Source organism: Campylobacter sp. MIT 97-5078, assembly GCF_006864455.1.
Classification (GTDB): Bacteria; Campylobacterota; Campylobacteria; order Campylobacterales; family Campylobacteraceae; genus Campylobacter_D.
On record NZ_QHLK01000017.1, the window covers coordinates 1 to 23,600 of the forward strand.

At 34.3% G+C, this 23,600-nt stretch carries 19 protein-coding genes, 2 tRNA genes and 2 pseudogenes; 9 read left to right on the plus strand and 14 right to left on the minus strand.

The window, feature by feature from the left end:
• Nucleotides 1–171: 171 nt before the first annotated feature.
• A complete protein-coding gene (gene cmoA, locus DMB91_RS07940) occupies nucleotides 172–879 on the minus strand; it encodes a carboxy-S-adenosyl-L-methionine synthase CmoA (protein WP_034905724.1) in 708 nt (235 codons plus the stop codon).
• A 1,003-nt stretch (nucleotides 880–1,882) separates the two neighbouring features.
• Between cmoA and DMB91_RS07945 the strand changes: the two are divergent.
• Nucleotides 1,883–3,778 (plus strand): annotated as a pseudogene (locus DMB91_RS07945) (DNA translocase FtsK); the annotation flags it as partial.
• A 233-nt stretch (nucleotides 3,779–4,011) separates the two neighbouring features.
• On the opposite strand, the gene DMB91_RS07950 reads toward DMB91_RS07945, so the two are convergent.
• Both DMB91_RS07950 and DMB91_RS07955 read right to left on the minus strand, forming a co-directional pair.
• A tRNA-Met gene (locus tag DMB91_RS07950) sits at nucleotides 4,012–4,087 on the minus strand.
• Nucleotides 4,088–4,115: 28 nt separating this feature from the next.
• Nucleotides 4,116–4,190 (minus strand) — tRNA-Gln (locus DMB91_RS07955).
• A gap of 98 nt (nucleotides 4,191–4,288) precedes the next feature.
• Between DMB91_RS07955 and DMB91_RS07960 the strand changes: the two genes are divergently transcribed.
• Complete coding sequence (locus tag DMB91_RS07960; RefSeq protein WP_034905720.1) at nucleotides 4,289–5,305, plus strand: bifunctional 3,4-dihydroxy-2-butanone 4-phosphate synthase/GTP cyclohydrolase II; 1,017 nt, start codon at nucleotides 4,289–4,291, stop codon at nucleotides 5,303–5,305.
• Here DMB91_RS07960 and DMB91_RS07965 read toward each other — a convergent pair.
• The 8 genes from DMB91_RS07965 to DMB91_RS08000 all read right to left on the minus strand — a co-directional run bounded on the left by DMB91_RS07965 (nucleotide 5,297) and on the right by DMB91_RS08000 (nucleotide 13,576).
• Nucleotides 5,297–6,139 (minus strand): M23 family metallopeptidase, encoded by an 843-nt coding sequence (locus tag DMB91_RS07965; protein WP_409513475.1) that lies wholly within the window; start codon nucleotides 6,137–6,139, stop codon nucleotides 5,297–5,299. The genes DMB91_RS07960 and DMB91_RS07965 overlap by 9 nt on opposite strands.
• A 14-nt stretch (nucleotides 6,140–6,153) precedes the next feature.
• Nucleotides 6,154–8,154, minus strand: a complete 2,001-nt coding sequence (gene glyS / locus DMB91_RS07970) for a glycine--tRNA ligase subunit beta (protein ID WP_034905716.1) — start codon at nucleotides 8,152–8,154, stop codon at nucleotides 6,154–6,156.
• Nucleotides 8,155–8,237: 83 nt separating this feature from the next.
• Nucleotides 8,238–8,864, minus strand: coding sequence for an HAD family hydrolase (locus tag DMB91_RS07975; RefSeq protein WP_034905713.1), 627 nt, complete (start codon nucleotides 8,862–8,864; stop codon nucleotides 8,238–8,240).
• A complete protein-coding gene (locus tag DMB91_RS07980) occupies nucleotides 8,861–9,193 on the minus strand; it encodes a hypothetical protein (protein WP_034905710.1) in 333 nt (110 codons plus the stop codon). Before DMB91_RS07980 ends, DMB91_RS07975 begins: the two co-directional genes overlap by 4 nt.
• Nucleotides 9,190–10,635 (minus strand): potassium/proton antiporter, encoded by a 1,446-nt coding sequence (locus DMB91_RS07985; RefSeq protein ID WP_034905729.1) that lies wholly within the window; start codon nucleotides 10,633–10,635, stop codon nucleotides 9,190–9,192. Before DMB91_RS07985 ends, DMB91_RS07980 begins: the two co-directional genes overlap by 4 nt.
• Before the next feature lie 10 nt (nucleotides 10,636–10,645).
• Nucleotides 10,646–12,268 (minus strand): cation:proton antiporter, encoded by a 1,623-nt coding sequence (locus DMB91_RS07990; RefSeq protein ID WP_034905708.1) that lies wholly within the window; start codon nucleotides 12,266–12,268, stop codon nucleotides 10,646–10,648.
• Between the two features lie 8 nt (nucleotides 12,269–12,276).
• Nucleotides 12,277–12,654 carry a heat shock protein transcriptional repressor HspR gene (locus tag DMB91_RS07995; protein WP_034905706.1) on the minus strand — a complete coding sequence of 126 codons (378 nt, stop codon included), beginning with the start codon at nucleotides 12,652–12,654 and terminating at the stop codon, nucleotides 12,277–12,279.
• A gap of 10 nt (nucleotides 12,655–12,664) precedes the next feature.
• Nucleotides 12,665–13,576, minus strand: coding sequence for a DnaJ family protein (locus DMB91_RS08000; protein WP_034905703.1), 912 nt, complete (start codon nucleotides 13,574–13,576; stop codon nucleotides 12,665–12,667).
• A 163-nt stretch (nucleotides 13,577–13,739) separates the two neighbouring features.
• On the opposite strand from DMB91_RS08000, the gene DMB91_RS08005 reads away from it, so the two are divergent.
• The 3 genes from DMB91_RS08005 to DMB91_RS08015 all read left to right on the plus strand — a co-directional run bounded on the left by DMB91_RS08005 (nucleotide 13,740) and on the right by DMB91_RS08015 (nucleotide 17,175).
• The gene (locus tag DMB91_RS08005) at nucleotides 13,740–15,146 is read left to right on the plus strand and encodes a DegQ family serine endoprotease (protein WP_034905701.1); all 1,407 of its coding nucleotides are present in this window, start codon (nucleotides 13,740–13,742) and stop codon (nucleotides 15,144–15,146) included.
• Between the two features lie 113 nt (nucleotides 15,147–15,259).
• Nucleotides 15,260–15,934 carry a response regulator transcription factor gene (locus tag DMB91_RS08010; protein ID WP_034905699.1) on the plus strand — a complete coding sequence of 225 codons (675 nt, stop codon included), beginning with the start codon at nucleotides 15,260–15,262 and terminating at the stop codon, nucleotides 15,932–15,934.
• Complete coding sequence (locus tag DMB91_RS08015; protein WP_034905692.1) at nucleotides 15,931–17,175, plus strand: ArsS family sensor histidine kinase; 1,245 nt, start codon at nucleotides 15,931–15,933, stop codon at nucleotides 17,173–17,175. Before DMB91_RS08010 ends, DMB91_RS08015 begins: the two co-directional genes overlap by 4 nt.
• A gap of 1 nt (nucleotide 17,176) precedes the next feature.
• On the opposite strand, the gene DMB91_RS08020 is transcribed toward DMB91_RS08015, so the two are convergent.
• Nucleotides 17,177–18,367, minus strand: a complete 1,191-nt coding sequence (locus DMB91_RS08020) for an MFS transporter (RefSeq protein ID WP_034905690.1) — start codon at nucleotides 18,365–18,367, stop codon at nucleotides 17,177–17,179.
• Nucleotides 18,368–18,557: 190 nt separating this feature from the next.
• Between DMB91_RS08020 and DMB91_RS08025 the strand changes: the two genes are divergently transcribed.
• Complete coding sequence (locus tag DMB91_RS08025; protein ID WP_185900265.1) at nucleotides 18,558–19,616, plus strand: dehypoxanthine futalosine cyclase; 1,059 nt, start codon at nucleotides 18,558–18,560, stop codon at nucleotides 19,614–19,616.
• A 148-nt stretch (nucleotides 19,617–19,764) separates the two neighbouring features.
• On the opposite strand, the gene DMB91_RS08915 is transcribed toward DMB91_RS08025, so the two are convergent.
• Entirely contained in the window at nucleotides 19,765–19,935 is a 171-nt protein-coding gene (locus tag DMB91_RS08915) for a hypothetical protein (protein ID WP_156104134.1), read from the minus strand.
• A gap of 56 nt (nucleotides 19,936–19,991) precedes the next feature.
• Between DMB91_RS08915 and DMB91_RS08030 the strand changes: the two genes are divergently transcribed.
• The 3 genes from DMB91_RS08030 (at nucleotide 19,992) to recG (ending at nucleotide 23,409) form a co-directional block, all read left to right on the plus strand.
• A complete protein-coding gene (locus DMB91_RS08030; RefSeq protein ID WP_260604895.1) occupies nucleotides 19,992–20,261 on the plus strand; it encodes a ChaN family lipoprotein in 270 nt (89 codons plus the stop codon).
• A gap of 95 nt (nucleotides 20,262–20,356) precedes the next feature.
• The gene (locus tag DMB91_RS08035; RefSeq protein ID WP_034905682.1) at nucleotides 20,357–21,580 is read left to right on the plus strand and encodes a M16 family metallopeptidase; all 1,224 of its coding nucleotides are present in this window, start codon (nucleotides 20,357–20,359) and stop codon (nucleotides 21,578–21,580) included.
• Nucleotides 21,577–23,409, plus strand: a complete 1,833-nt coding sequence (gene recG, locus DMB91_RS08040) for an ATP-dependent DNA helicase RecG (RefSeq protein ID WP_034905680.1) — start codon at nucleotides 21,577–21,579, stop codon at nucleotides 23,407–23,409. Before DMB91_RS08035 ends, recG begins: the two co-directional genes overlap by 4 nt.
• Nucleotides 23,410–23,502: 93 nt before the next feature.
• On the opposite strand, the pseudogene DMB91_RS09170 reads toward recG, so the two are convergent.
• Nucleotides 23,503–23,600, minus strand: a pseudogene (locus tag DMB91_RS09170) (peptidase C39); the annotation flags it as partial.

A 23,600-nucleotide genomic window follows, 5' to 3' on the forward strand; every position in this document is an offset into this window, starting at 1 on the left:
TCAAATCAATGAAAGTGTAGCTCATATAGAAAGTGTGACTCAAGATAATGTTAAGATTGCTAATGATAGTTCAGTGATTTCTGATACGGTGAATGATATCGCCAAAGACATACTTAGCGATGTGCAAAAGAAGAAATTTTAAACCTTTTTAAGACTTCATTTTATGAAGTCTTAATCCTTAAAAGCGATAAAGCTTTCAAAATTTCCCCATTTAAAAAAGCTTTCTATTTTTTTAAATCCTGAATTCTCAAGCAAAGTGATATTTTCTTTTTCGCTATAAGGCACAAGCACATTTTCTAAAGCTTCTCTTTTTTTAGCGATCTCAAAATGCGAATACCCTTGTTCTTGCTTATATTCAGCGTAAATATCTATCATTTGCTTGGCTAAAACAGCATCTTCATACACAATCTTTTCACTTAAGATAAAAAAGCCTTTAGGATTTAAGCTGTGATAGATTTTATTAACCAAAGCTTGCCTTTGTAAAGGGCGTATAAATTGCAAAGTGTAGTTTGCGATAAAAATATCATATTGATTGAACTCAAGTTCGTTAAGATTACCTTGCAAAAACGAAATTTCAGCCTTAAAAGCTTTAGCCTTTTTGCGAGCGATTGAAAGCATAGCTTCAGCTTCATCTACTCCGCATAAAACAAAGTCTTTTTGCAAGGAAAAGAGTTCAAAAAGCAAAGAAGCTGTTGAGCAACCCAAATCGCAAATTCGAGCTTTTTTAGGGGCAAGATGAGCGATGAGCTGTGTGATGAGCTTTACATTTTGTTTGTAAAAAGGCACGGATCGTTGTATCATATCATCAAAAACACTAGCCACGCTCTCATCAAATTCAAATTGTTTGGTGCTTACTTTACGAAAAAGTTCGTCTTTCACACTTATCCTTTTTTTTGAATTTTACTCGTGATTATAGCACAGAAAAAGGCATAAAAAGTGATAAAAATACTAGCAAAGTGAGTTGATTTTATGCTAAAATATGGCTATGACTTTTTAGCTTTAAGGACGCACAATCAAAAAAGAATTCATTTTTATCATCTCAAGTTTCGCTCTTTTTTATCTAGCTTTTGTTAGCATTATGCCTGATTCTTTAGGATTTATTTCTCAATTTTTAGGAGAGTTTAATCTCTTTTTGTTTGGGGATTTTGCTATGTTTTATCCTTTTGTTTTACTTCCTTTAAATTTTATTTTTTATAAAAGAAAATACGAGTTTGATAATGTTTTAAGACGCGAAAGTATAGGACTTTTTCTAGCTTTTTTTGGATGTGTTTTATTGTTTGGAATTTTAAGCAAAGAGGCTGGCTATATTCCTGAAGTGCTTTATACTATCATTGGAGCTCTTTTTGGGCGAGTTTTAAGTGGGATACTTGCTTTGCTTATGCTTTTATTTGCTTTGATCTTACTTTTTCCAGCCTTTATAGAAGTGGTATTTGGTGTAAGGATTGATTTTTCGGTTTTTATTTCTTATGAAGAAAAGTTAAAACATATTTTGTATCGTTTTTTTGGCGGTAAAAATGAAAAAGAAAAAGAACAGACTAAAGAAAATATTCAAGAAGAGCTTGTGAAAGAATTTGCACAAGATGAGACTTTTAAAGAAAAAGACTTTAACACGCAAGAGTTAATGCAGTCTGAAAAAGAGGATTTAAAAGGATTAGAAGCTGAAGTTTTTATTCAAAGTAGTTCGCAAGATAAAGATACAAACGATCAAGAACTAGAACAAATAGAAGTCAACAAGCAAGAAGAAAGTAGATTAAGTGAAGTATTAGAAGAGCCGATTTTTTCTACTCAAAACAAGCAAATTCGTAATTTTGTCACTAAAGCAAGCACCCAAAACTTTGAATTTGAGAATTCAAATCCTTTTGAAACTAAAAAAGAAGCCTTTGTGCCAGAGCGATTTTTAAAGCCTAAAAAATTAGAAGAGATTAAGATGAATTTGGCTTACAAATCAAATTTTGATGAGCCAAGTTATAAAAGAAAAAATATCAATCTCAAAGAAGAAATAACCAGCTTAGAACAAGAAGAATTAAAACAAGAGCTTGATTTAACACAACAGCTTGAAAGTGTAAAAACTGAAGAGTTATCACAACCTTTTAGTTTTGAAGTTAGCGAACTTGAGCTTAAAGAAAAGCCAAAAGAACCAAAAGAGCAAGAGTTTATCCCTATAGTTGAAGAATACCAGCCAAAAGAAAACTCTCAAGAAAATTTAGTAAGTCAAAGTTTGCAATTTTCAAGCTCAAATTCAGCTCAAAGCCAAGGTCAAGAACAAATTCAACGCACAAAAGCAAATATCCAAACCGAACTTAGATCAAATACAGCCTTACTTGATAGCCTAGAAAAAGGCAAGCTTGAAGCCCCAAAGGACTTTAAGCTACCTCCTCTTGATTTTTTAGTAAATCCTAGTCAAAACAAGATTGAAATCAACGAGCAAGAAATCGATAAAAAAATTTATGATTTACTTGAAAAGCTGCGTCGTTTTAAGATAGGTGGCGATGTGATAAGCACTTATACAGGTCCTGTGGTAACTACTTTTGAGTTTCGTCCAAGTGCTGATGTAAAGGTAAGTAGGATTTTAAATTTGCAAGATGATTTGGCTATGGCTTTAAAAGCAAGTTCTATACGCATACAAGCACCAATTCCGGGTAAAGATGTAGTTGGTATTGAAGTGCCAAATGAGCAAATTCAAACTATTTATCTAAGAGAAATTTTAGAAAGCGAGATTTTTAAAAATGCGAAAAGCCATTTAACCATGGCTTTAGGCAAGGATATAGTAGGCAATGCTTTTATCACTGATCTTAAAAAACTCCCTCATCTTCTCATCGCTGGCACCACAGGAAGTGGCAAAAGCGTGGGGATAAATTCCATGCTTTTAAGTTTGCTTTATAGAAACAGCCCTAAGACTTTAAAGCTTATGATGATTGATCCAAAGATGCTTGAATTTAGCATTTACAATGATATACCGCATTTACTGACACCAGTTATCACTGATCCTAAAAAGGCGGTAAATGCTTTATCAAATATGGTTGCAGAAATGGAGCGACGTTATAAGCTCATGGCTGAAGCAAAGACTAAAAATATAGAAAATTACAATGACAAGATGAAAGAGCTTAAAAAACAAGGCTTAGAAGCAAATGAGGAGCTTCCTTTTATAGTGGTAATCATCGATGAATTAGCTGATCTTATGATGACAGCTGGAAAAGATGTCGAGTTTTATATAGCTCGCCTTGCTCAAATGGCTAGAGCAAGTGGAATTCATCTTATAGTAGCTACTCAACGCCCATCAGTTGATGTGGTAACTGGGTTGATTAAAGCAAATTTACCAAGTCGCTTAGCGTATAAAGTAGGACAAAAGATAGATTCAAAGGTGATTTTAGATACTCAAGGAGCAGAAAGCTTGCTTGGTAGGGGTGATGGCTTATTTACTCCTCCGGGAACTTCAAATTTAGTGCGTATTCACGCCCCGTATGCTAGTGAAATGGAGATAGAGAAAATAGTTGAGTTTTTAAAAGTCCAGCAAGAAGTAGAATATGATGAAAATTTCTTAAAAGATAGCTCTTCAAACTCAGCTGTATCAATGAGCGATGGAAGTAGTGGTGGAGCAAAAGATGAACTATTTGAGCAAGCTAAGGCTGTGATTTTAGAGGATAGAAAAACCAGCATTTCATATTTACAACGTCGTCTTAACATAGGTTATAACAGGGCTGCAAATATCATCGAACAGCTCAGCGATGAGGGGATTTTAAGCCAGCCAAATGCTAAGGGACAAAGAGAGATTTTGTGATTATATTTATAAAAATAATATTATAATACAAAGCAAAAATACAACAATATTAAGAATGAAATACAAAAAGCTTTTTCTTGTATTTTTTATAGTTTTATTTGCAAATACAGAAGATAGATGTAAAAGCCAAGAAATGTAGGAAGCTGTAAAAGAAATTAAAGCTATATTAATCTGCCGACTAAAGTCGATAAAAACCACTTTAATAAGCGTTCATTGCAAGGTAAGGATATGCTTGGTTGCGAAGGGGAGATTTGAACTCCCGACCTTCGGGTTATGAGCCCGACGAGCTAACCACTGCTCTACTTCGCGTCAATGAAATTAGAGATTTAAAAAGAAGTGGATGGGGTAAAGGGATTCGAACCCCTGAATGACAGGACCAAAACCTGTTGCCTTACCGCTTGGCTATACCCCATCAAAGGCTTTTGAAATGTGATTATAGTCAATTTTGATAGAATTGTCAAGATTTTAGGTTATAATTTTGTTTTGAATTTAAATAAGGAGAAAAATTATATGGCTTTTGTAAGCGTAGAACGAGCAATTGAGGATTTAAAAGCTGGAAAAATGCTTGTTATGGTAGATGCAGAAGATAGAGAAAATGAAGGAGATTTGATCTTTGCTGCCGAGTTTAGCACTCAAGAAAAGGTAAATTTTATGATAAAAGAAGCGAGGGGAGTGGTATGTGTGGCATTAAGCGAACAAATCGCCAAGTATTTTGACTTACCTTTAATGGTGCCAAAGAATACTTCAAACCACGAAACAGCTTTTACTGTAACTGTTGATGCTAAGGCTGCAAGCACTGGTGTGAGTGCGTATGAGCGGAATTTAACCATTCGGCTTTTTGCTGATGAGAAAGCTAAGGCTGATGATTTTGTGCGTCCAGGGCATATTAATCCACTCATCGCTAAAAAAGGTGGCGTGCTTGAACGCACCGGACATACTGAAGGCACGGTTGATTTATGCCATTTGGCTGGACTTAAAGAAGCTTGCGTCATTTGTGAGATTGTTAAAGAAAATGGCGATATGGCAAGAAGGGCGGATTTAGAAGAGTTTTGTAAAAAACACGAACTTGATATGATAGCAGTGAGTGATTTGATCGAATACCGCTTAAAACACGAAAGCTTAATCGAACTTGTAAGTGAAAGTGAAAGCGAAATAGCAGGTTTTAAGGCAAAAAAACTAAGCTTTAATGACCATAATAACGTTATACATATTGTTTTTGTGTTTGGCACACCAAGAAAGAGCGAAAATGTGAAATTTCACATAAGTGGAAGCGATTTTGAGCTTCTAACTTCAAGCGAATTTAGTGATTTTTTAAAGCAAATCGAGTTTTTAAGTCAAAATGGCGGCGTGCTTGTTTTTATGCAAATGCAAAAAAATACCGGCTCGCAATTTAAAAATTACGGCATAGGGGCTCAGATTTTGCGTTTTTTTGGCATAGAAGAAATCAAGCTTTTGAGCAAAAATTGCGATAAGGATTTTATCGCTTTGAAAGGTTTTGGTTTGAATTTACAAACTTGCTCAATGTGAGTGTTGCTGGGTAAATAAAGCATTAAATTTATTAATAAAGTCTATAGGATCAACTTGTGTGCCACCAGCAAAAATACCAAAATGCAAGTGTGCACCTGTAACCCTACCGCTATCACCACTTAAAGCAATGATTTGTCCTTTTTTAACTTTTTGACCAACCTTAACTTTAAGCTCTGAAAGATGGTAGTATTGAGAAAAAATTTGATAGCCATGATCGATGACTACGGACCCACCCGCATAATATCTATCCTTGGCGATACGTACTATACCATCATTTGCAGCCTTTATTGGCGTGCCAACACTTGCTCTAAAGTCAGTTCCTGAATGATAGCTTGCAAGGGTATTGTTAAACACTCTTGCCGAGCCAAATTTGCTTGTAATACTTGAGTTTAAAGGTAAAATAAATTCGCCGTTAAACAAAGCTTCATCAGTAAAGCTTGCATACACTGCATTTGCTTCGTTCAGCTCAGCTTTAATACGCTTTAAAGCTTCTTTAGGAGGATTGATTTTGCTTTGTGCAACTTTAAGAATTTCTTGAGGATAAAAGCCCTCATCGCCTAAAATATCATAGCGAAATTGTTCTTTATTGTTATAAAATGCTGTTATCATAACCTTTTTTATAGGCTTTTTATAGGCTGATGAAAAGATCAAAATAACTTTGTTATCTTCAGTAGGATGAACAAAAAAGCGTTGTTTTTTAGGTTCTTTATTTTCATCTTTGCTGGCTTTTATCTCTTCTAAGCCCTTTTTACTAAATTCCAAAATAATAGCTTGTCCTTTGCTTATGCTTAAATTTTGATCAGCAAAACTTAAAGAAGCAAAAAATGCTAACATAAATATGAATTTTTTCATACGCTCAACTCCTTAATATCAGCTATATTTAAAAAAGCCTTGTAAATACTATAAACTAAAGCTTGGCGATTGTTTTTAATCTTGCTATCTTGAGTATTAATCATCACCTTATCAAAAAAATCATCAATATAAGGTTTTAAGGCAAACAAGCTTTCAAGCACCACCTTAGGCTCGGTGTGTAAATCACATTTCTTAAAAGCTTCAAAAAGCATATTTTCAGCCTTATGCTCAAAAAGTTTTTCATCGATTTTGGCTGAGTTTGTGCTTGCTATATTAGCAAGTCTTTTAAAGGTTGTAAAATTTTCATTAAAATTTTCTTGGCTACTTAGTTCTATCAAGGCTTTGATACTTGCATCAATGTGAAGTAAATCATCATTTTGCGAGCTTAAAACAGCTTTTATAAAAGAAGCATTTACCGGATAAAAAGTATAAAGTCTTTCAAGGATAAAATCATATAAATTTTTTGTATCAAAGCTTTTATAATTTACGCTTAATGTATCAAGTAAATTTTTGAGTTTAAAGCTTTTTTGAAGCTTGAAAATAATCTTTAAAATACCATTTGCAGCACGCCTTAAGGCATAAGGATCCTTAGTGCCATTTGGGATTTTGCCTATGCTAAAAAGCCCCATAAGTGTGTCAAGTTTATAAGAAAGTGCGACTATACTTGAAAACGCACTACTTGGCAAAGGGTCTTTTTCAGCATTTGGCAGGTATTGCTCTTTAATCGCTATAGCAACTTCATCGCCCAAGTTCATCTCTTTAGCATAATAATACCCCATGATGCCTTGAAGTTCGCCAAATTCATAGACCATTTGAGTAAGCAAATCGCATTTTGCATAATCCAAAGCCTTTAATATCTCTTGTTCCTTAGAGTTTAAATCATAAATTTGACATAAAAGCGAAGCGATTTTCTTTTCTCTATTTACCTTATCAAGCATAGTGCCAAGCTCTTGCATATACATGATATTTGAAAGCTTGTTTGGCTTAAATCCTGTTTTTAAGTCATTTTGCCAGAAAAACATCGCATCGCTAAGCCTTGCTCTTAATACTCTTTCATTACCCATGATGATTTGCTGATAGTCTTTACACACCGCATTTGCAACAACGATGAAATGATTGCTGAGTTTGTCTTTATCAAAGACGCTAAAATAACGTTGATTTTCACGCATAGAAGTGATGATAACCTCACTTGGAATTTGTAAAAATTCAGCCTCGAAACTACCTAAAAGGGCTTTTGGGTATTCAGTAATAGCAACAACTTCAGCTAAAAGTTCCACATCCTCACCAATGCTAAGCTTGTGTTTTGTTTCAAGTTCTTTAAATTCAGCAAGGATTTTTTCTTTTCTTTGCTCTTGATCAAGTATAATAAAATTATCTTTTAAAAGCTTAAAATACTCATCTATAGTGCTAAATTCTAAGGCTTCATAGCTTACGCTTCTATGCACGAAGCTTTTTTTTGCACTTTTTACACCATAACTTTCAAACTTGATTAACTCATCTCCTAAAACGCACACAAAAGATCGAATTGCACGAATAAACTCATATTCGCCACTACCCCAACGCATAGTTTTGCCAAAATTAAGGCTTTTAAGCCATTCTTCTATCATTTTTGCTAAAAGCTGGCTACTTTTCACACCTTGAATTTCTTTTTTGTGATATAAAACTTCTTTGCCTTTGATTTCTTTGAATTCAAGCTCGTTTTCTTTTAAGCCTGTTTTTTGCATAAAGCTTTTTGCTGCCACGCTTAAAATGCCATCTTTATAAGTAAGTTCCTTTGGTGCTCCTATAAACTCAGCAAAGCTATTTTCTTGCTGGGTTTTAAAGCTTTTGTGAAAAAGCACTAATCTTCTTGGGGTATAAAAAAACTCAAATTCACTTACTAGAGCGTATTTTTCAAGCACGATTTGCCATTTTTTGCTGATATTATGAAGTTCTTTAAGCAAAGGTATGGCGGGTAATTCTTCTGTGCCAACTTCTATGAGTAGTTTTTGATCCATGTTTCCTCTTTAAGAAAAATAAGCTTTTATTTTAGCTTATTTTTCTTTGTAAAATGCTAAATTTAAAAGCAAAATATGAAATTTTATGCTTTCATTTGAGTGTGTAAAAGTTCGATGAGTTCATCAGCATTTTTAAACTCTCCTTTTTGACATCGCTCCTCGCCCCATTTAGCGTGAAAATAAGGAATATTTGCATTTTGAGCCGCTTGTTTATCCTTATCGCTATCACCTACAAATACGCTTTTTTCAAAGGGTGCTTCCTCAACTATAAGCTTTAACATCATAGGGTGTGGTTTTGGTTCTATACCTAAGGATACGCCTAGGACCTTGCTAAAAAAGGGCAGGATATTATACTTGCTTAAAATTTGCGTTAAAGAACTTTGCGGGGCATTTGTAGCTATGGCTAAGTAGCAGTTTTTGTTTTTTAAAAACGCAAGCATTTCTAAAACCCCATCATATAAAAGCGTGCTTTGTTCATAATGCTTGATAAAATACCGCTCAAAGCCATCTTTAAAGCTTGAATGCTCAAATTCATCTCTATCATACAAAATTTTCGCCCAGTCTTTACCCGGCGTGTTTATGGTTTGTATGATAAAACGAGGTTCAAGAGGGGCGAGCTTTAAATCTGCTCTGATCTCATTGACAGCTGAACTTATGGCATTTGCACTATTAATTAAGGTGCCGTCCATATCAAAAATAACATTAATCATTCATACTCCTTAAATTTGCTTTTATGTTTATCTTTTTTGTAAGTTTGGCTTTTTTTGAGCTTATCAAGGTTATTTGCTTTGCTTAAAAGTTCTGCTTTTGAGTTTTTAAAATCCAAGCATGCATTCACAAAGCTTTCAAGCTCTTTGATATAGCTTGAGTTGAGTTTTATCACTTCGCATTTTTCAAAAAGTTTATAGTTTTTAAGCATTCTTTCTTGAAAAAGTGCTCCATCAAAATTTTCTTTTTTAAGTGCTGATATAGCTGCATTAGCAAATTTTTCAAGCATTCTTAAATAACGTGTGCGTAAGGATTTTTCACTTGTTTTCATAGGCTTGGCTCAAAATTTTTGATATTTTCTTCAAAGACATTTTTATCATTACACATAATTAGAAGCAAATCCCCTTCTTCAAAGATCAAAGAACCACTGGTTTTAATGTATTCGCCTTCTCTCTTAACGATAAGTATGATAAACTCTCCACTTAAATTCAGTTCAGCTATGTTTTTACCAATAACGCTTGAGTTTTTTTTAAGTGTGTATTGTCTAAAGGTGCTTAGAGCTATTGGGAGATTATGGCTTTGCACTTTAGTTTCTTCAGCTGTGAGTCGCAAGACTTTTGCAAGGGGATTTAAGCTTATGCCTTGAATTAAAACGGATAAAAGCACGATAAAAAAGACTATATTAAAGATAAAATGTGAGCTTTCAATGCCAGTAGCAAGTGGATAGGTCGCAAGTATTATAGGCACAGTGCCACGAAGTCCTACCCAAGAGATGAAAAGTTTTTCTTTAAAGTTGAATTTCTTAAAAAAAACAAGACTGATAAAAACAGCGATTGGACGCGCAAGAAACATGGTTACAAAAGCCACTCCAAGTCCTATAAAAGCGACATTTGGAAGTTGGCTTGGAAAAACTAAAAGCCCAAGCGTTAAAAAAATTACCACTTGAGCAAGCCACGCCACACCTTCAAAAAAACCTATAAGCCCCTTTTTATAGATAAATTCCTTGCTATTTGCTATAATGCCCAGCAAATACACACATAAATATCCATTCGCCCCTATTTCACTACTTGCACTAAAAGCAAGCATAATCCATGCTAAAGTAAAAACAGGATACAAGCCCCAAGAGCCAAATTTAACCTTATTTAAAATAAGAGGCATTAAAGCCCCAAATATATATGCACAAATGAAGGCTAAAATAAATTGAGTAAGCATAGTCAAAGCAAAATCACTCACGCTTGGTAAAGATGAAAGTGTAATCATCTGTATGATAGTAGTGGTAAGAAAAATCGCCATAGGGTCATTACTTCCGCTTTCAAGCTCAAGCAAAGGAGCGATATGATTTTGAAGTTTTAAGCCCTTTGATCTCATGATCGCAAAAACAGCAGCCGCGTCAGTTGAACTGATGATTGCCCCTAAAAGTAAAGCATCATTTAAAGAAAAATCAAAAAGATAATAACAAAATAAAGCAATAAATGCCGCTGTTAAAACAACACCAAGAGTAGCTAAAACAATGCCTTCTTTAAGCACAGGGCGAATGAGCTTAAAACTTGTATCAAAACCACCGCTAAAAAGTATGAGTATGAGGCAGAGCATACCTATATCTTGAGCGATTTTGCCATTATCAAAAGGTATACCAAGCACTCCATCGCTTCCAGCAAACATACCCACAAAGATAAAGATAAGCAAGGCTGGTATGCCGTATCTATCACTAAATTTACTTAAGATTACACAGCTTAAAAATAAGATTGCAAAGATTAAGATAAATGCTTCCAAACTCGCCTCTTTAAGTGATATTGTTATTAATCTTGCATTCAAGTGCTTCTTGCACAAGTGTTCTTGCTACAGCTCTTTCAGCCTTAATGATATGAAAATTTTCTTTGGAATTTAAGAAAAGAATTTTTTCAAGATCGCCACTGACTTGCACTATGGTTTGGATAGGTTTTTTGCAGTTTGAAAGCACTTGAGTAAGTATTTCAAGCTTAACTTCATTGTTTAAAGTGATGATAGCAACGGCACATTCTTCTATATTGGCAATTTTCAAGGTTTGTTCTTGTGTTGCGTCTGCAAAAAAGATATTTTCGCCCCTACTTGTGCCAAGTTCAACTAAATTCAAATCACTTTCTAAAACAAGATAAGGAATTCCAGTATGTTTGATCCTTTGCACGACTTCTTGCCCCAAACGCCCATAACCAAAGATCACTAAGTGGTTTTTAAAGTTTTGATTTGAGGGCAGGTATTCGTTTGGAATTTCTTTGTTTATTTCAACTGCATTTGAAATTCTTTGTATATTTTTAAGCACAAAAGGCGTGATAACCATAGTGATGATAGAAGTGATGATAAGAATTTGAGCACTTACATCTTCAAGCAAGGACCTAGCTTGAAGCAAGGAAAAGATCGCCAAAGCAAATTCACCTATTTGCATGATACTTAAAGCTGTTTTTAAAGCCACTCTTCTTTTTGTATATAATCTCAAAAGTAAGTGAATGGCACCAAATTTAACCATTAAAACCAAGCATACCAAAAAAAGCACCAAAGACCAGTTTTCAAATACGATTTTAAAGCTGATTTGCATACCAACAGAAATAAAAAATACTCCTAAAAGCAAGTCTCTAAAAGGGATCAAATCAGCTTGAATTTTATGTTTATACCTTGTTTCGCCGATTAAAGCTCCTGCTAAAAATGCACCCAAAGAGTAAGAAAAGCCAAATTTATGTGCTAAAAAGCTTGCTCCAATGACTATAAATAAAATCGTCGTGATGAAAATTTCTTGAGAAGAAGCCTTAATCACAAAGCGAAAAAATCCGTCTAAAAAATACCTGCTGATGATAAGAAGCAAGATGATTAAGATCGCAACACTTGCTAAAGTCGCGATAACAAGGCTTGTGATATCGTTATTTGGCGTAGAAAAAATATCTACCATTAAGAGCAAAGGGATAACGGCTATATCTTGAAAAAGTAATATCCCAAGGGCTTTTCTACCATAGTTTTGATTAATCTCGCCATTATCGTTTAAAATTTTAAGCACTACAGCCGTAGAAGAAAGGGCAAGTGCAAAGCCTACAATAATAGAAATTCTATCATTTAAACCCAAAAGAAAAAATACGATTAATGCACAAGCAAAGCCACAAGTAAGCATTTGTAAAGAGCCGTTTAAAAACACTTCTTGTTTCATCGCTAAAAGATGCTTAAAAGAAAACTCAAGTCCTATAGTAAACATCAAAAACACTATACCAAACTCAGCGATATGACTCAACTCCGCAGAGCCGTGAAATTGATAAAGTGAAGAGACAATAACACCTGTGATGATATAGCCAATGACGCTTGGAATCTCAACACGCTTTAAGATGACATTAAGTACTATAGCACTTGCCATAGCGATGAGAAAACCTTGTAGATAATTTTCCAAAGCTCGCCTTAAAGCTTTTTTTTATCATCATAAAAGATGAGATCAAAACTACTTTTGTGTTTGATCACAGCTTTGCCACTTTTGCCTTGTCTTTTGTCAAGCTCAAGGCGAAGTTCATTTACAAGGCATTCAAATTCGGTAATTTGTGTTTTAAGCTTAAGTATCACATCAACACCGGCTAAATTCACGCCCATATCACGCGTTAAACGCAAGATAAGCTTAATACGATCAATATCTTTTTGAGAATACAAACGCATTTTGCCATCTGTCCTACTTGGTTCGACAAGTCCTTCTTTTTCATACTGCCTTAAGGTTTGAGGGTGTATGCTTAAAACCTTTGCAACAACGCTGATGAGAAAGAGCGGTTCTTCGTAATTTTGCTGCATAAATCCTCCTTTAAGGTAGCTTTACTTCAAGTTCTTTAACAAAAGCTTTATCAAGCGTATCAATACTTGGTAAAATCACATTTAAACTTAAATACATATCCCCATAAATATCATTTTTTCTATTTTGCACCCCATAACCTTTGAGGCGAATTTTTTGGTTATTTTTTGAATTTGGCGGGATTTTTACGCTTACACTTTTGCGTGGAGTGCTTACTTCCACCTTGCCTCCAAAAAGTGCAGTTTTAAGTGAAATATCAAGCTTTTTATACAAATCATCATTTTCTCTTTCATATTCATTGCTTGGCTCAACCTGCACTTTGATGATCAAATTTCCTTTTTTTCCGCCAAGACTTCTGCCTTTACCACTAATGCGAAGTTTATCGCCATTTTTAATGCCGTGCGGGACTTTGATCTTAATGCGTTCGCCATCAAAGCTTATGCTATGCTCTCCGCCTAAGATGGCTGTATCAAAAGGGATTGAAACCTTAGTTTCTAAATCAAGATCAGCCTCATCATCAAAACCAAAAGAACTAGAAAAGCCATTTGAGTTAAAGCCTCTCGAGCCAGAAAAGCCTCCAAATCCACTGCTATTGCCAAAACCTCCAGCACCGCCAAATCCGCCACCAAAGAGATTTCTTAAAATATCATTTATATCAGCCCCGCCAGCTCCAGCACTTCTTGAAAAGTCGCTAAAACTTTGTCCGCCAAACATAGAATCCCCATACATATCATACTGCTTGCGTTTTTTCTCATCGCTTAAAATTTCATAGGCTGCATTGATTTCTTTAAATTTTTCTTCAGCCCCTTTTTCTTTGTTGATATCAGGATGATACTTGCGTGCTAAGCGTCTGTAGGCTTTTTTTATCTCATCAGCACTTGCGTTTTTATTAATTCCTAATGCTTCGTATAAGCTATTGCTCATTTATTATATCCTTGATTTATTTTTTTTAGTGTGATTATAGCATAAAGTTTAGTCTAAGTCAATCAAGTTTTGTAAATTTTTTTACTTAATTTTATTTCATTTACAATTGAGTAAAAGTTAAATTTTATACTAGCTACGAACTCAAATTGAAAGGATTTAAACAATGAAAAAGAAAATGTTTTTACTTAGTCTTTGTGCGAGTTGTGTTTTAGCTGCAAATATAAATTTTGAAGAAGCTCCAAAAGATATACAAAGAGCTGATCCTTCAACTCAAACAGGTGTAGTGCTTTCTTATCATGATGCGATTAAAAATGTGAAAAAAAGCGTGGTAAATATCTCTACTTCAAAGACGGTTACACGCAATATGGCTGGTCTTGATGATTTTTTTAACGATCCGTATTTTAAGCAATTTTTTGGCTTTGATTTTCCTCAGCAAAAAGGCGGTTCTAAAAAAGAAGTGATAAGCTCTCTTGGCTCTGGTGTGATTATTTCAAGTGATGGTTATATCATCACAAATAACCATGTTATCGCTGATGTAGATAGTATTAGCGTGTCTTTGCCAGATGATGATACTGAATATAAGGCTAAGCTTGTAGGAGCTGATGAGAAGACTGATTTAGCTGTGATTAAGATAGAAGCAAAAAACCTTTCAGCTGTAAGCTTTGCGGATTCTGATAAGCTTATGGAAGGGGATATGGTTTTTGCACTTGGTAATCCATTTGGTGTAGGTTCAAGCGTAACAAGCGGTATAGTTTCAGCTCTAAATAAAAATAATATAGGCTTAAATCAATACGAAAATTTCATTCAAACAGACGCTTCGATAAATCCGGGAAATTCAGGTGGAGCCTTAGTAGATAGTAGGGGAGCTTTAGTTGGTATCAATTCAGCCATACTTTCAAGAAGTGGGGGTAATAATGGCATAGGCTTTGCTATACCTTCAAATATGGTAAAAGACATAGCTAAAAGATTGGTTGAAAAAGGTAAGATTGAAAGAGGCTTTTTAGGCGTTACTATAACAAATTTAGAAGGTGAAACAAAAAAGGCGTATTCAAATCAAAGTGGAGCTTTAATCACTAGCGTTGAAAAAGGCTCATCAGCTGAATTAGCTGGACTTAAAAGAGGGGATTTAGTCCTTAAGGTTAATGAAAAAAATATAACAAGTGCAAACGATCTTAAAAACTACATCGGCACACTTGAGCCAAATCAGAAAATCACGATCATTTATGAAAGAGATGGTGTAAGCAAAAGCGTGAGTTTTGTGCTTAAAGCAGATACGCAAAGTATCAGTTCGCAAGGGCTTATTGATGGACTTGAATTAAAGAATTTAGATGCAAATACAAGGGCAAAAATCCCAGCAAATATTAATGGTGTTTTAGTAACAGGCGTAAAAGAAGACTCAAAGGCTGATAATGCTGGCTTTGAAGTAGGAGATATCATCATCGGCGTAGAACAAGATGAGATTAAAAACCTAGAACAACTTTCAAGCGTGCTTAAAAATAATCAAGCCAAAAGCTTTACAAAAATTTGGGTATATAGAAACGGCGTAGCTCAGCTTCTCGTGCTTCGCTAAATTTGTGTTAAGCTAGATAAATACAAAAGACAAAAAGAAAATGATCTAAGTTTTCTTTTTGTTGAAATAAATGTTTTACAATTAAAAGTAAGATTTTACTTGAAGGAAAGATTATGGTAAATATTTTGATGATAGAAGATGATTTAGAGCTTGCTGAGATTATCGCTGAATACTTGGAAAAATTTGATATGAAGGTTGATATAGCTCACGAACCTTATATAGGGCTTTCAAAGCTTGCTTTAAAAGAATATCAACTTGTGATACTTGATCTTACTTTACCCGGACTTGATGGGCTTGAAGTGTGTGAAGAAATTCGTAAAAAATACGACACGCCTATTATTATTTCAAGTGCAAGGCATGATCTTAGTGATAAAGTTAATGCACTTGAGTTGGGGGCTGATGATTATCTTCCAAAGCCTTACAATCCAAAAGAACTTCAAGCTCGCATAAAAAGTCATTTGCGTCGTATGAACACGACTAAAAAGGCTATGGCTGAGAGTGTAAAAGACTTAGTGTATGATCAATACAAACATATCATTACGATGAAAGGCAAGGAAATTCAACTCACAAATGCTGAGTTTGATATCTTAAGTTATTTGATCAAAAAAGAAGGCGGAGTAGTGAGTAGAGAAGAGCTTGTGTATAATTGTTCAAGTATAAGTGAGGACAGCTCAAACAAAAGTATTGATGTTATCATCAGCCGAATTCGTCAAAAAATGGGCGATGATCCAAAAACTCCAAAGTATATCCACTCTATCAGAGGCATAGGCTATAAGCTTACTCAATGAATCGCTCGTCTATTTTTTATACTATTACCTTAATCTTCATCTTAGCTATAGTAAGTGTTATCCTCGCTTTTTTATGGCTTATAGAATATGATCAGCAAAATTATACTAAGGTTTTAAATGACAAATACACTCTTGTTGCAAATGCTAGACTTTTATATTTTAATGGCGTGATGAGCGAGGAGGAATTTCATGAGCAAACCAAGCATTATAAAATGACTCAAGTTGTGAAGCCAAGTGAAATTAGAAAGGTTATTTTTAGAGGCGATGTTTTAGCAAGAGCACAAACCACAACAGGATTGATCGAGATTATCTCGTATGAAAAAGAGATTTTTTTAAAGATTATCCATGATGGGAAATTGTATCTTTATAATGATCAAGATTATGAAGGGTATCGTTACTTTAAATTTAAAGCCCTTGCTTTCGGGGTGATTTTAGTGCTTGTTTTGCTTTATATTTTTGTGATCAAAAAGCTTAGACCGCTGACTTCACTTAAAAAACAAATCGATAAATTCGCCCAAAACAAGCTTGATGAGATTAAAGATGTCAGTAGCGGAAATGATGAAATTTCTCAAGTTGCGCAAGCCTTTTTTCAGGCAATCACTCAAATTCAAAAAATGAATCAATCAAGGCAGTTTTTTATCCGTAATATCATGCACGAGCTTAAAACTCCTATCACTAAAGGTTTAATCACCCTTGAAATGCTTGAGGATAACAAATACAAAGAACGATTAAGGGGGATTTTTGATCGCCTTGAAATACTTATCAATGAATTTGCTGCTATTGAACAAATCACTTCAGGAGCAGCTTTTATCAACCGCAAAAAGTATAATATCTTAGATATTTTAGATGAGGCAAAAGAAATTGCAATGAATGATGATAAAAAAATTCGCATTCATCTTGAACAAAGTTTTTTTGTGAATGTGGATTTTAAGCTTTTTACAACAGCAATTAAAAATATGATTGACAATGGCGTTAAGCATTCAAGTAATGAATTTATCGAGCTTGAGATATGTAAGCAATATCTTTGCTTTAAAAATCAAGGCAAAGCCCTTGAAAAACCTCTTGAATACTACACTCAAGCCTTTACCCAAGGTGCAAAACAAAAAGATAGCTTCGGGTTAGGACTTTATATAGTTGATACTATTTTAAAATCCCATAATATGAAGCTTTCGTATGAATTGAAAGATAGCTTTAATTTGTTTTATTTTAAAGAGCTTGAACATATCATCGTCAAAGAATGAACTAGCTTAAATAATGCTTATGAAACCAATGCCAATAAAAGCTTGCAAAGATAAAAAATCCCCCAAGCAAAGCAGTAATAAGCATTAAAGAAAAGCCAAGTTCAAAAAGCAAACCACTGAAAAGCGAGATAAATACACTAAAACTTAAATAAGTCATATCAGTATAAGCAATCACACGTCCAAAATACTCTTTATCGCAATGTTCTTGTATGAGCGTATAAGTAAAAGACCAGATCGATGAAGTGCAAAAACCAGCTGCAAGCAAACCTACAAAAGAAAGGTAAAAATTAAACTGCGTAAAGCTCCACAGCAAAATTCCACTTCCTTGTCCAAAAAAGAGGTATTTAAGTGTGCGTTTGTTTGTAAAAGAACTTAAGATGATAGGAGCGATGATTAAAGAGCATGCTCGAACAGAGTTTAAAAAGCCTATGACAAGGGCGACTGATAAAATTTCTTTATATTCGTGCTTGGCAAGCAAGGTTACTAAGGCTTCATACGCTGTAAGTCCTATAAAAGCATGTAATAAAATAAGATGAAAGATGAGTCTATTCGTAAAAATATACACAAAGCCATCTTTGATCATATTGATGAAATTTTGTGCTTTTACAGGCTGAAATTGAGGGATTTTTAAAAGAAATAAAAGTGATATACCAAAGGCTAAAAGCATGCAGTCAAACAAAAATGCACTATATACACCAAAAGCACTGATGAAAAAGCCAGCCAAAGCCATACCTAAAGTGTATGAAACTGCCCAATTAATGCTGTGAATTTCATTAACAAGTTTGAGCTCTTTTGGCTCTAAAAGCTTTGCCATAAGGCTCATTTCAGCTTGAAAATAAAGGGTTGCGACACAAAGTCTAACAAAGATTAAAATAAATAAAAGCCAAAGCATGCTTAAATTTGTTACAAAAACTAACATAAAGATAGAAACAAGCTCAAGGCTCGCACTTAAAAGCAAAAGTGTTTTGGGCTTACTTTTTTCGACAATCACGCCACTAATAGGTGCAAGTAAAATTCCAGGCAAAAAAGCTAGCATGGCACTTATAGAAACTGCCCAAGTAGGAGCGTTTAGATCAACTAAAAGAGTAAAAACGCCAGTTTGTGAAAACCACGCTCCAAAATACACGATAAATTGCACGAAAGCTAAAATACGAACATTTTTGTTGTTTTTAAGCAAAATGATATAATTCATAAGCGAAATTCTAGCATATTTTCCCTTTTTAATTTTTTATGAAAAATTGATATGTTTATCTTTTTTATAGATTTTTAAAAAACAAATTGTATTGACTTTATATTTTTTCCCATTTTTTATGTTAAAATGCTATAATACAGCCTTTAAAACATAAAAAAGGAAATTTGTGAAAATGATGAACGCAAAAGATATGAATTTTAGCAAAAGACTTAACAAAAAAGAAGCCTTATATCTGCTTCAAAATGTTGATTTATACGAGCTTGGTGAATTAGCATATAAAAAAAAGCTTGAACTTCACCCAGAAAAGATTACTACTTTTGTGGTGGATAGAAACATCAACTATACCAATGTGTGCTGTATAGATTGTGATTTTTGTGCTTTTTTCAGGCACGCTAAAGATAGCGATGCTTATGTGCTAAGCTTTGATGAGATAGGGCAAAAAATAGAAGAACTTTTAGCCATAGGTGGCACGCAAATTCTTTTTCAAGGTGGAGTGCATCCTAAGCTTAAGATTGAGTGGTATGAAGAGCTTGTGGAGTTTATTGCTAAAAAATATCCAAGCATTACCGTGCATGGTTTTTCAGCTGTTGAGATCGCTTATATTGCTAAAATTTCAAAAATTTCTATCAAAGAAGTTTTGCAAAGACTGCAAGCAAAAGGGCTTTTTTCCATACCCGGAGCTGGAGCTGAGGTGTTAAGTGATAGGGTGCGTGATGAGATCGCTCCTCATAAATGTGATACTGCAACTTGGCTTGAAGTGCATAGGCAAGCACACAAGATAGGTATGAAAAGCACAGCTACGATGATGTTTGGAACTATAGAAAGCGATGAAGAGCTTATCGAGCATTTTGAACATTTGCGAAATTTACAAGATGAAACAGGGGGTTTTAGAGCTTTTATTTTATGGAGTTTTCAAAGCGAAAATACTAAGCTTAAGCTTAAGCACCCAGAGATTATGAAGCAAAGCTCAAACAAATACTTGCGTTTGCTTGCTCTTGCAAGGCTGTATCTTGATAATTTTAAAAATTTACAAAGCTCATGGGTAACGCAAGGTTCTTTGATAGGACAGCTTGCCTTAAAATTTGGAGCTAATGATCTAGGTTCAACTATGATGGAAGAAAATGTTGTTTCAGCAGCTGGAGCAAGTTATAAGATGAACCAAGATGAGATGATAAGGCTCATTGAAAGTTTGGGCGAAAAACCAGCTAAAAGAAATACAGCTTATGAAATTTTACAAAAGTATTACTAAGATCACTTTTTAAGCAAGCAAGATTAAGCTAGAGTTTTGTTTGCTTATTTTTTTAAAAAAATAGCAAACACTTGTCTTTAAAAATCGCTAGCTAAGAGACTTTTTAATACCTATAGCCCCACTTCTACCCAAAACTGCCACCCCTGTTTCATAAGTTTTTTATGGCTCTTGTGGATGTTTTTCCTGTGGTGGTAATGCGTTCATTTTCATATACATAAACTTTATCATAAGGAAATTTTAGTTTCTTAAAGCTTGTGTTGTTTGTGCCAGTAGCTATTAAAGTCGTTTCATCGAAGTTTTGGTTAAGATCCATTCTCATATAAGCAAGGCTTTGTCTTGGCAAGATGAAAAGTTAAGAAAATTCTTTTTGATGATATCAATTCTTTTCATACGATGAGTCCTAAGGCAAGTGAAATTTTTGTTGAAGTTCAGCTTAGAAAAGATAGAACTATGACTGGGTTTTTGCTTGCAAATAAAAGGCAAATTGTGCTTATTGCTGGGCTTTATCACGCTAATAAAAGTTTAGGCATTCTTTTGCATCTTATGGATTTGGACACTAAACAAGCAAAAAGCGTGAATGCTATAGCTTTTGAAAGAAGTAAGATTGGGGAGCAAGATGCTGATTTTGTGATTTTTTGGCAGTAAAAAAGAGTTTTGAAAGCTAGGTTAAACAAGTTTCAAACTCTTTTTAGCCTAAAATTGCTATAATTTTTCCTTTATTTTACGCCAAAGGGACAAGTATGCTTTATCAAATTAAGGTTAAAGAAAGTCAAATTCCTGTTATTTTTGAAGAAAATCATGATTTACCCATTTTTGTTTTAAGGCTTGTATTTAAAAACGCTGGCAAAGCGTATGAAGGCGATATAGATGGGCTTGCAAATATGTTTGCAAGGCTTTTAAATGAAGGAAGCGATGAGATTTTTTTTAAAGAGCTTGAGTTAAGGGCGATTGATTTTAGCGCAAATAGTGGTTTTGAGAGTTTTGAATTAAACATTTCTTGTTTGAAAGAGCATGCTTATTTTGCTGTAGAAAAACTTAGCCTTTTGTTTGAAAGGGTGAATTTTGATGAAAATTTGCTTGCTAGACTTAAAAAAATTGCACTTGGTGAGCTTGCAAATAAGAAAAGTGATTTTGACTTTTTGGCAAAAAATTTACTCAATGAAAGTGTATTTGAAGCAAAAGAATTTCGCACTAGCAAATACGGCGATGAGCAAAGCCTTGCAAAGATGAGTTTGAAAGATTTGCAGGATTTTTACGCAAAGCATTTAAATTTGAGCGAACTTATAGTTTGTGGTGGCGGGGATTTTGATTTTACTGAGTTTGAGGCTTTAATAACACCTTGTTTATCAAAGCTTAAAACTGGCAAGCTTGAAAAAGCAAAGACTTTCAAGCTTAGCAAAAGTCTTAAAGATGAGCTTTTAATCAAGCCTGAAAGCCAACAAGCTTATATTTATTTTGCTTCGCCCATTGACTTTAAATTTGATGATAAAGACACGCAACTTGCAAAACTTGCCCTTTTTATACTAGGAGCTGGAGGCTTTGGTTCAAGACTTATGGAAGAAGTGAGAGTAAAAAGAGGTTTAGCATATAGTGCTTATGCTATGCTTGAGGCGAATTTAAGTTATCAAAGAGTGTTTGGGTATTTGCAGACTAAAAATGAAAATGCAAAAGATGCAAAGGCTTTGGTGCGTGAGCTTTTTGCCGAGTTTGTAAAAAATGGCGTGAGTGAAGATGAACTTACTCAGGCTAGAAAATTCTTACTTGGAAGTATACCACTTCGTTATGAAAGTCTTGAAAAGCGACTTGATATGGCTTTAAATGAGTTTTATAAGGGTTTAGAGTTAGGACACAGCCTTAAAGAACTTGAACGCATTAAAAAAACGAGTTTAGGTGAATTAAATGCTTATATCAAAAAACATACAGAGCTTGCTCAAATCAGCTTTGCAAGCGTGCAAAATAAATGAAAATTGCGTCTTGCGATTTAGAGCTTTTTAAAAAATTGCGTATTAAAAATGCGATCAACTTAGCTTTATTATTGCCTAAAAAGATAGAAAATTTAAGCCTAAGTAAAGAGCCAAAAGAAAGCGTTTGCACTGAAGAAGTGCAGATTTTGGAGTCAAATTTTAGGGCTGGAAAGATTTTTGGGCTGTGTTATTGTAAAAATTGGGATATCAAGGCTCGTTTTATCTTTTTTCACCCAAGCAAATGGCATATGGGCGTTTTTAGACAAGGAAAGGAGTATATTTTTTATGCTAAGATGAGTTTTTTTAACAATTTTTGGCAATTTAATAACCCAAAAATCATCAAAAATGCCAATATCTTTGAGCCAAAATACCAAATTGCTGGCATAAAAGATGAAAACATAGCCAAACTTATACAAGAATATATCACAAAAGAAAACCTTATAGTTGAGGGTATAGATGAGAAAAGAGCGAATTTGCTTGTGAATATGCACCGCTATGATGAACAAAGTTTTGAGATTTTTTCTCATTTAGAGAATTTTTTATCAGACTTAAAATTTGTGGAAATTTATAGCTTTTTAAAACGTTTGCGTCAGAAAAAAACAAGTTCAAAGGCTTATGAAATAAAGCCTTTTAATATACAACCTTGGTTTGAGAGTCTGCCTTTTAAGCCAACCTTAGATCAGCTCAATGCCATAAATGATATAAGGGCTGATTTAAGTCAAAAAGAGGCAAAAAGACGCATTATCATGGGCGATGTGGGTTGTGGCAAAACCCTTGTTTTACTTGCAGCTGCAATAAGTGTATATCCAAAACAAGCACTTTTAATGGCACCTACGAGCATTTTGGCAAATCAACTTTTTAACGAGGCTCAAAGACTTTTGCCAAATTTTATGCAAGTTGTTTTTGTCAAAGGAGGTAAAAGAGAAAAAGGACTTGATGAAAAGCTTGCAAAGGCTCATCTTATCATCGGCACGCACACACTTATCCACCAGCAAGGCTTTGAAGCGGTTTTAGTGATGATTGATGAACAGCACCGCTTTGGTTCAAATCAACGCCAAAAGATCAGCGAGCTTGCAAGTAAAGATGGGCTAACTCCTCACTTTGTGCAGTTTTCAGCTACGCCTATACCAAGAACTTTAAGCATGATACAATCTGAGCTTGTGAGTTTTTCTTTCATTAAACAAATGCCCTTTAAAAAAGACATTCAAAGCTTTTGCATACAAGATAAGGATTTTCAAAGCTTACTTGAAAAGATTAAAATCGAGCTTAAGCAAAACAATCAAGTTGCGATTATTTACCCTCTGGTCAATGAAAGCCAAAACTCGCAGTATCTTTCTTTAGAGCAAGCAAAGCAGTATTGGCTTAAGCATTTTAAGGGCGTGTATATCACGCATGGAAAAGATAAATTTAAAGATGAGGTTTTAGCTGAATTTAAAGAAAAGGGGCAGATTTTGCTGGCTACAACCGTTGTTGAAGTTGGAATTTCTTTGCCTCGTCTTAGCACTATTATCATCGTTGGAGCTGAAAAACTAGGACTTGCGACTTTACACCAATTACGTGGCAGGGTAGGGCGAGTGGGGCTTAAGAGCTTTTGTTATCTTTATACCAAACAAAAAGAAATTCCAAAAAGATTGCTTGAATTTGCCAAAACTTTAGATGGCTTTGAAATCGCTGAACTTGATCTTAAAAATCGCTTAAGCGGGGATTTAATCGATGGCTTCATGCAACATGGCAATGAATTTAAGTTTTTTGACTTTAGTAGCGATGAAACCATTTTAGAAGAAGCAAAGAAAACCTTAGACAAGCAAGATTTATCCTTGAAAGAATAGGGGCATTTGGTAGTTTTATTTGCTTGTTGTTTTAGTTCTTGAAATTTAAAATCAAGTTTTCAGATAGTTTTTTATCAACGCCTTTATATTCATATCATCGATGAGATTAATTAAGGTGCCTAAGGCTGAAGCTCCACAAGACTCTTCATAATTTTGTCTTATGACTTTTTGATTTTTAAGTTCTTGGTAGG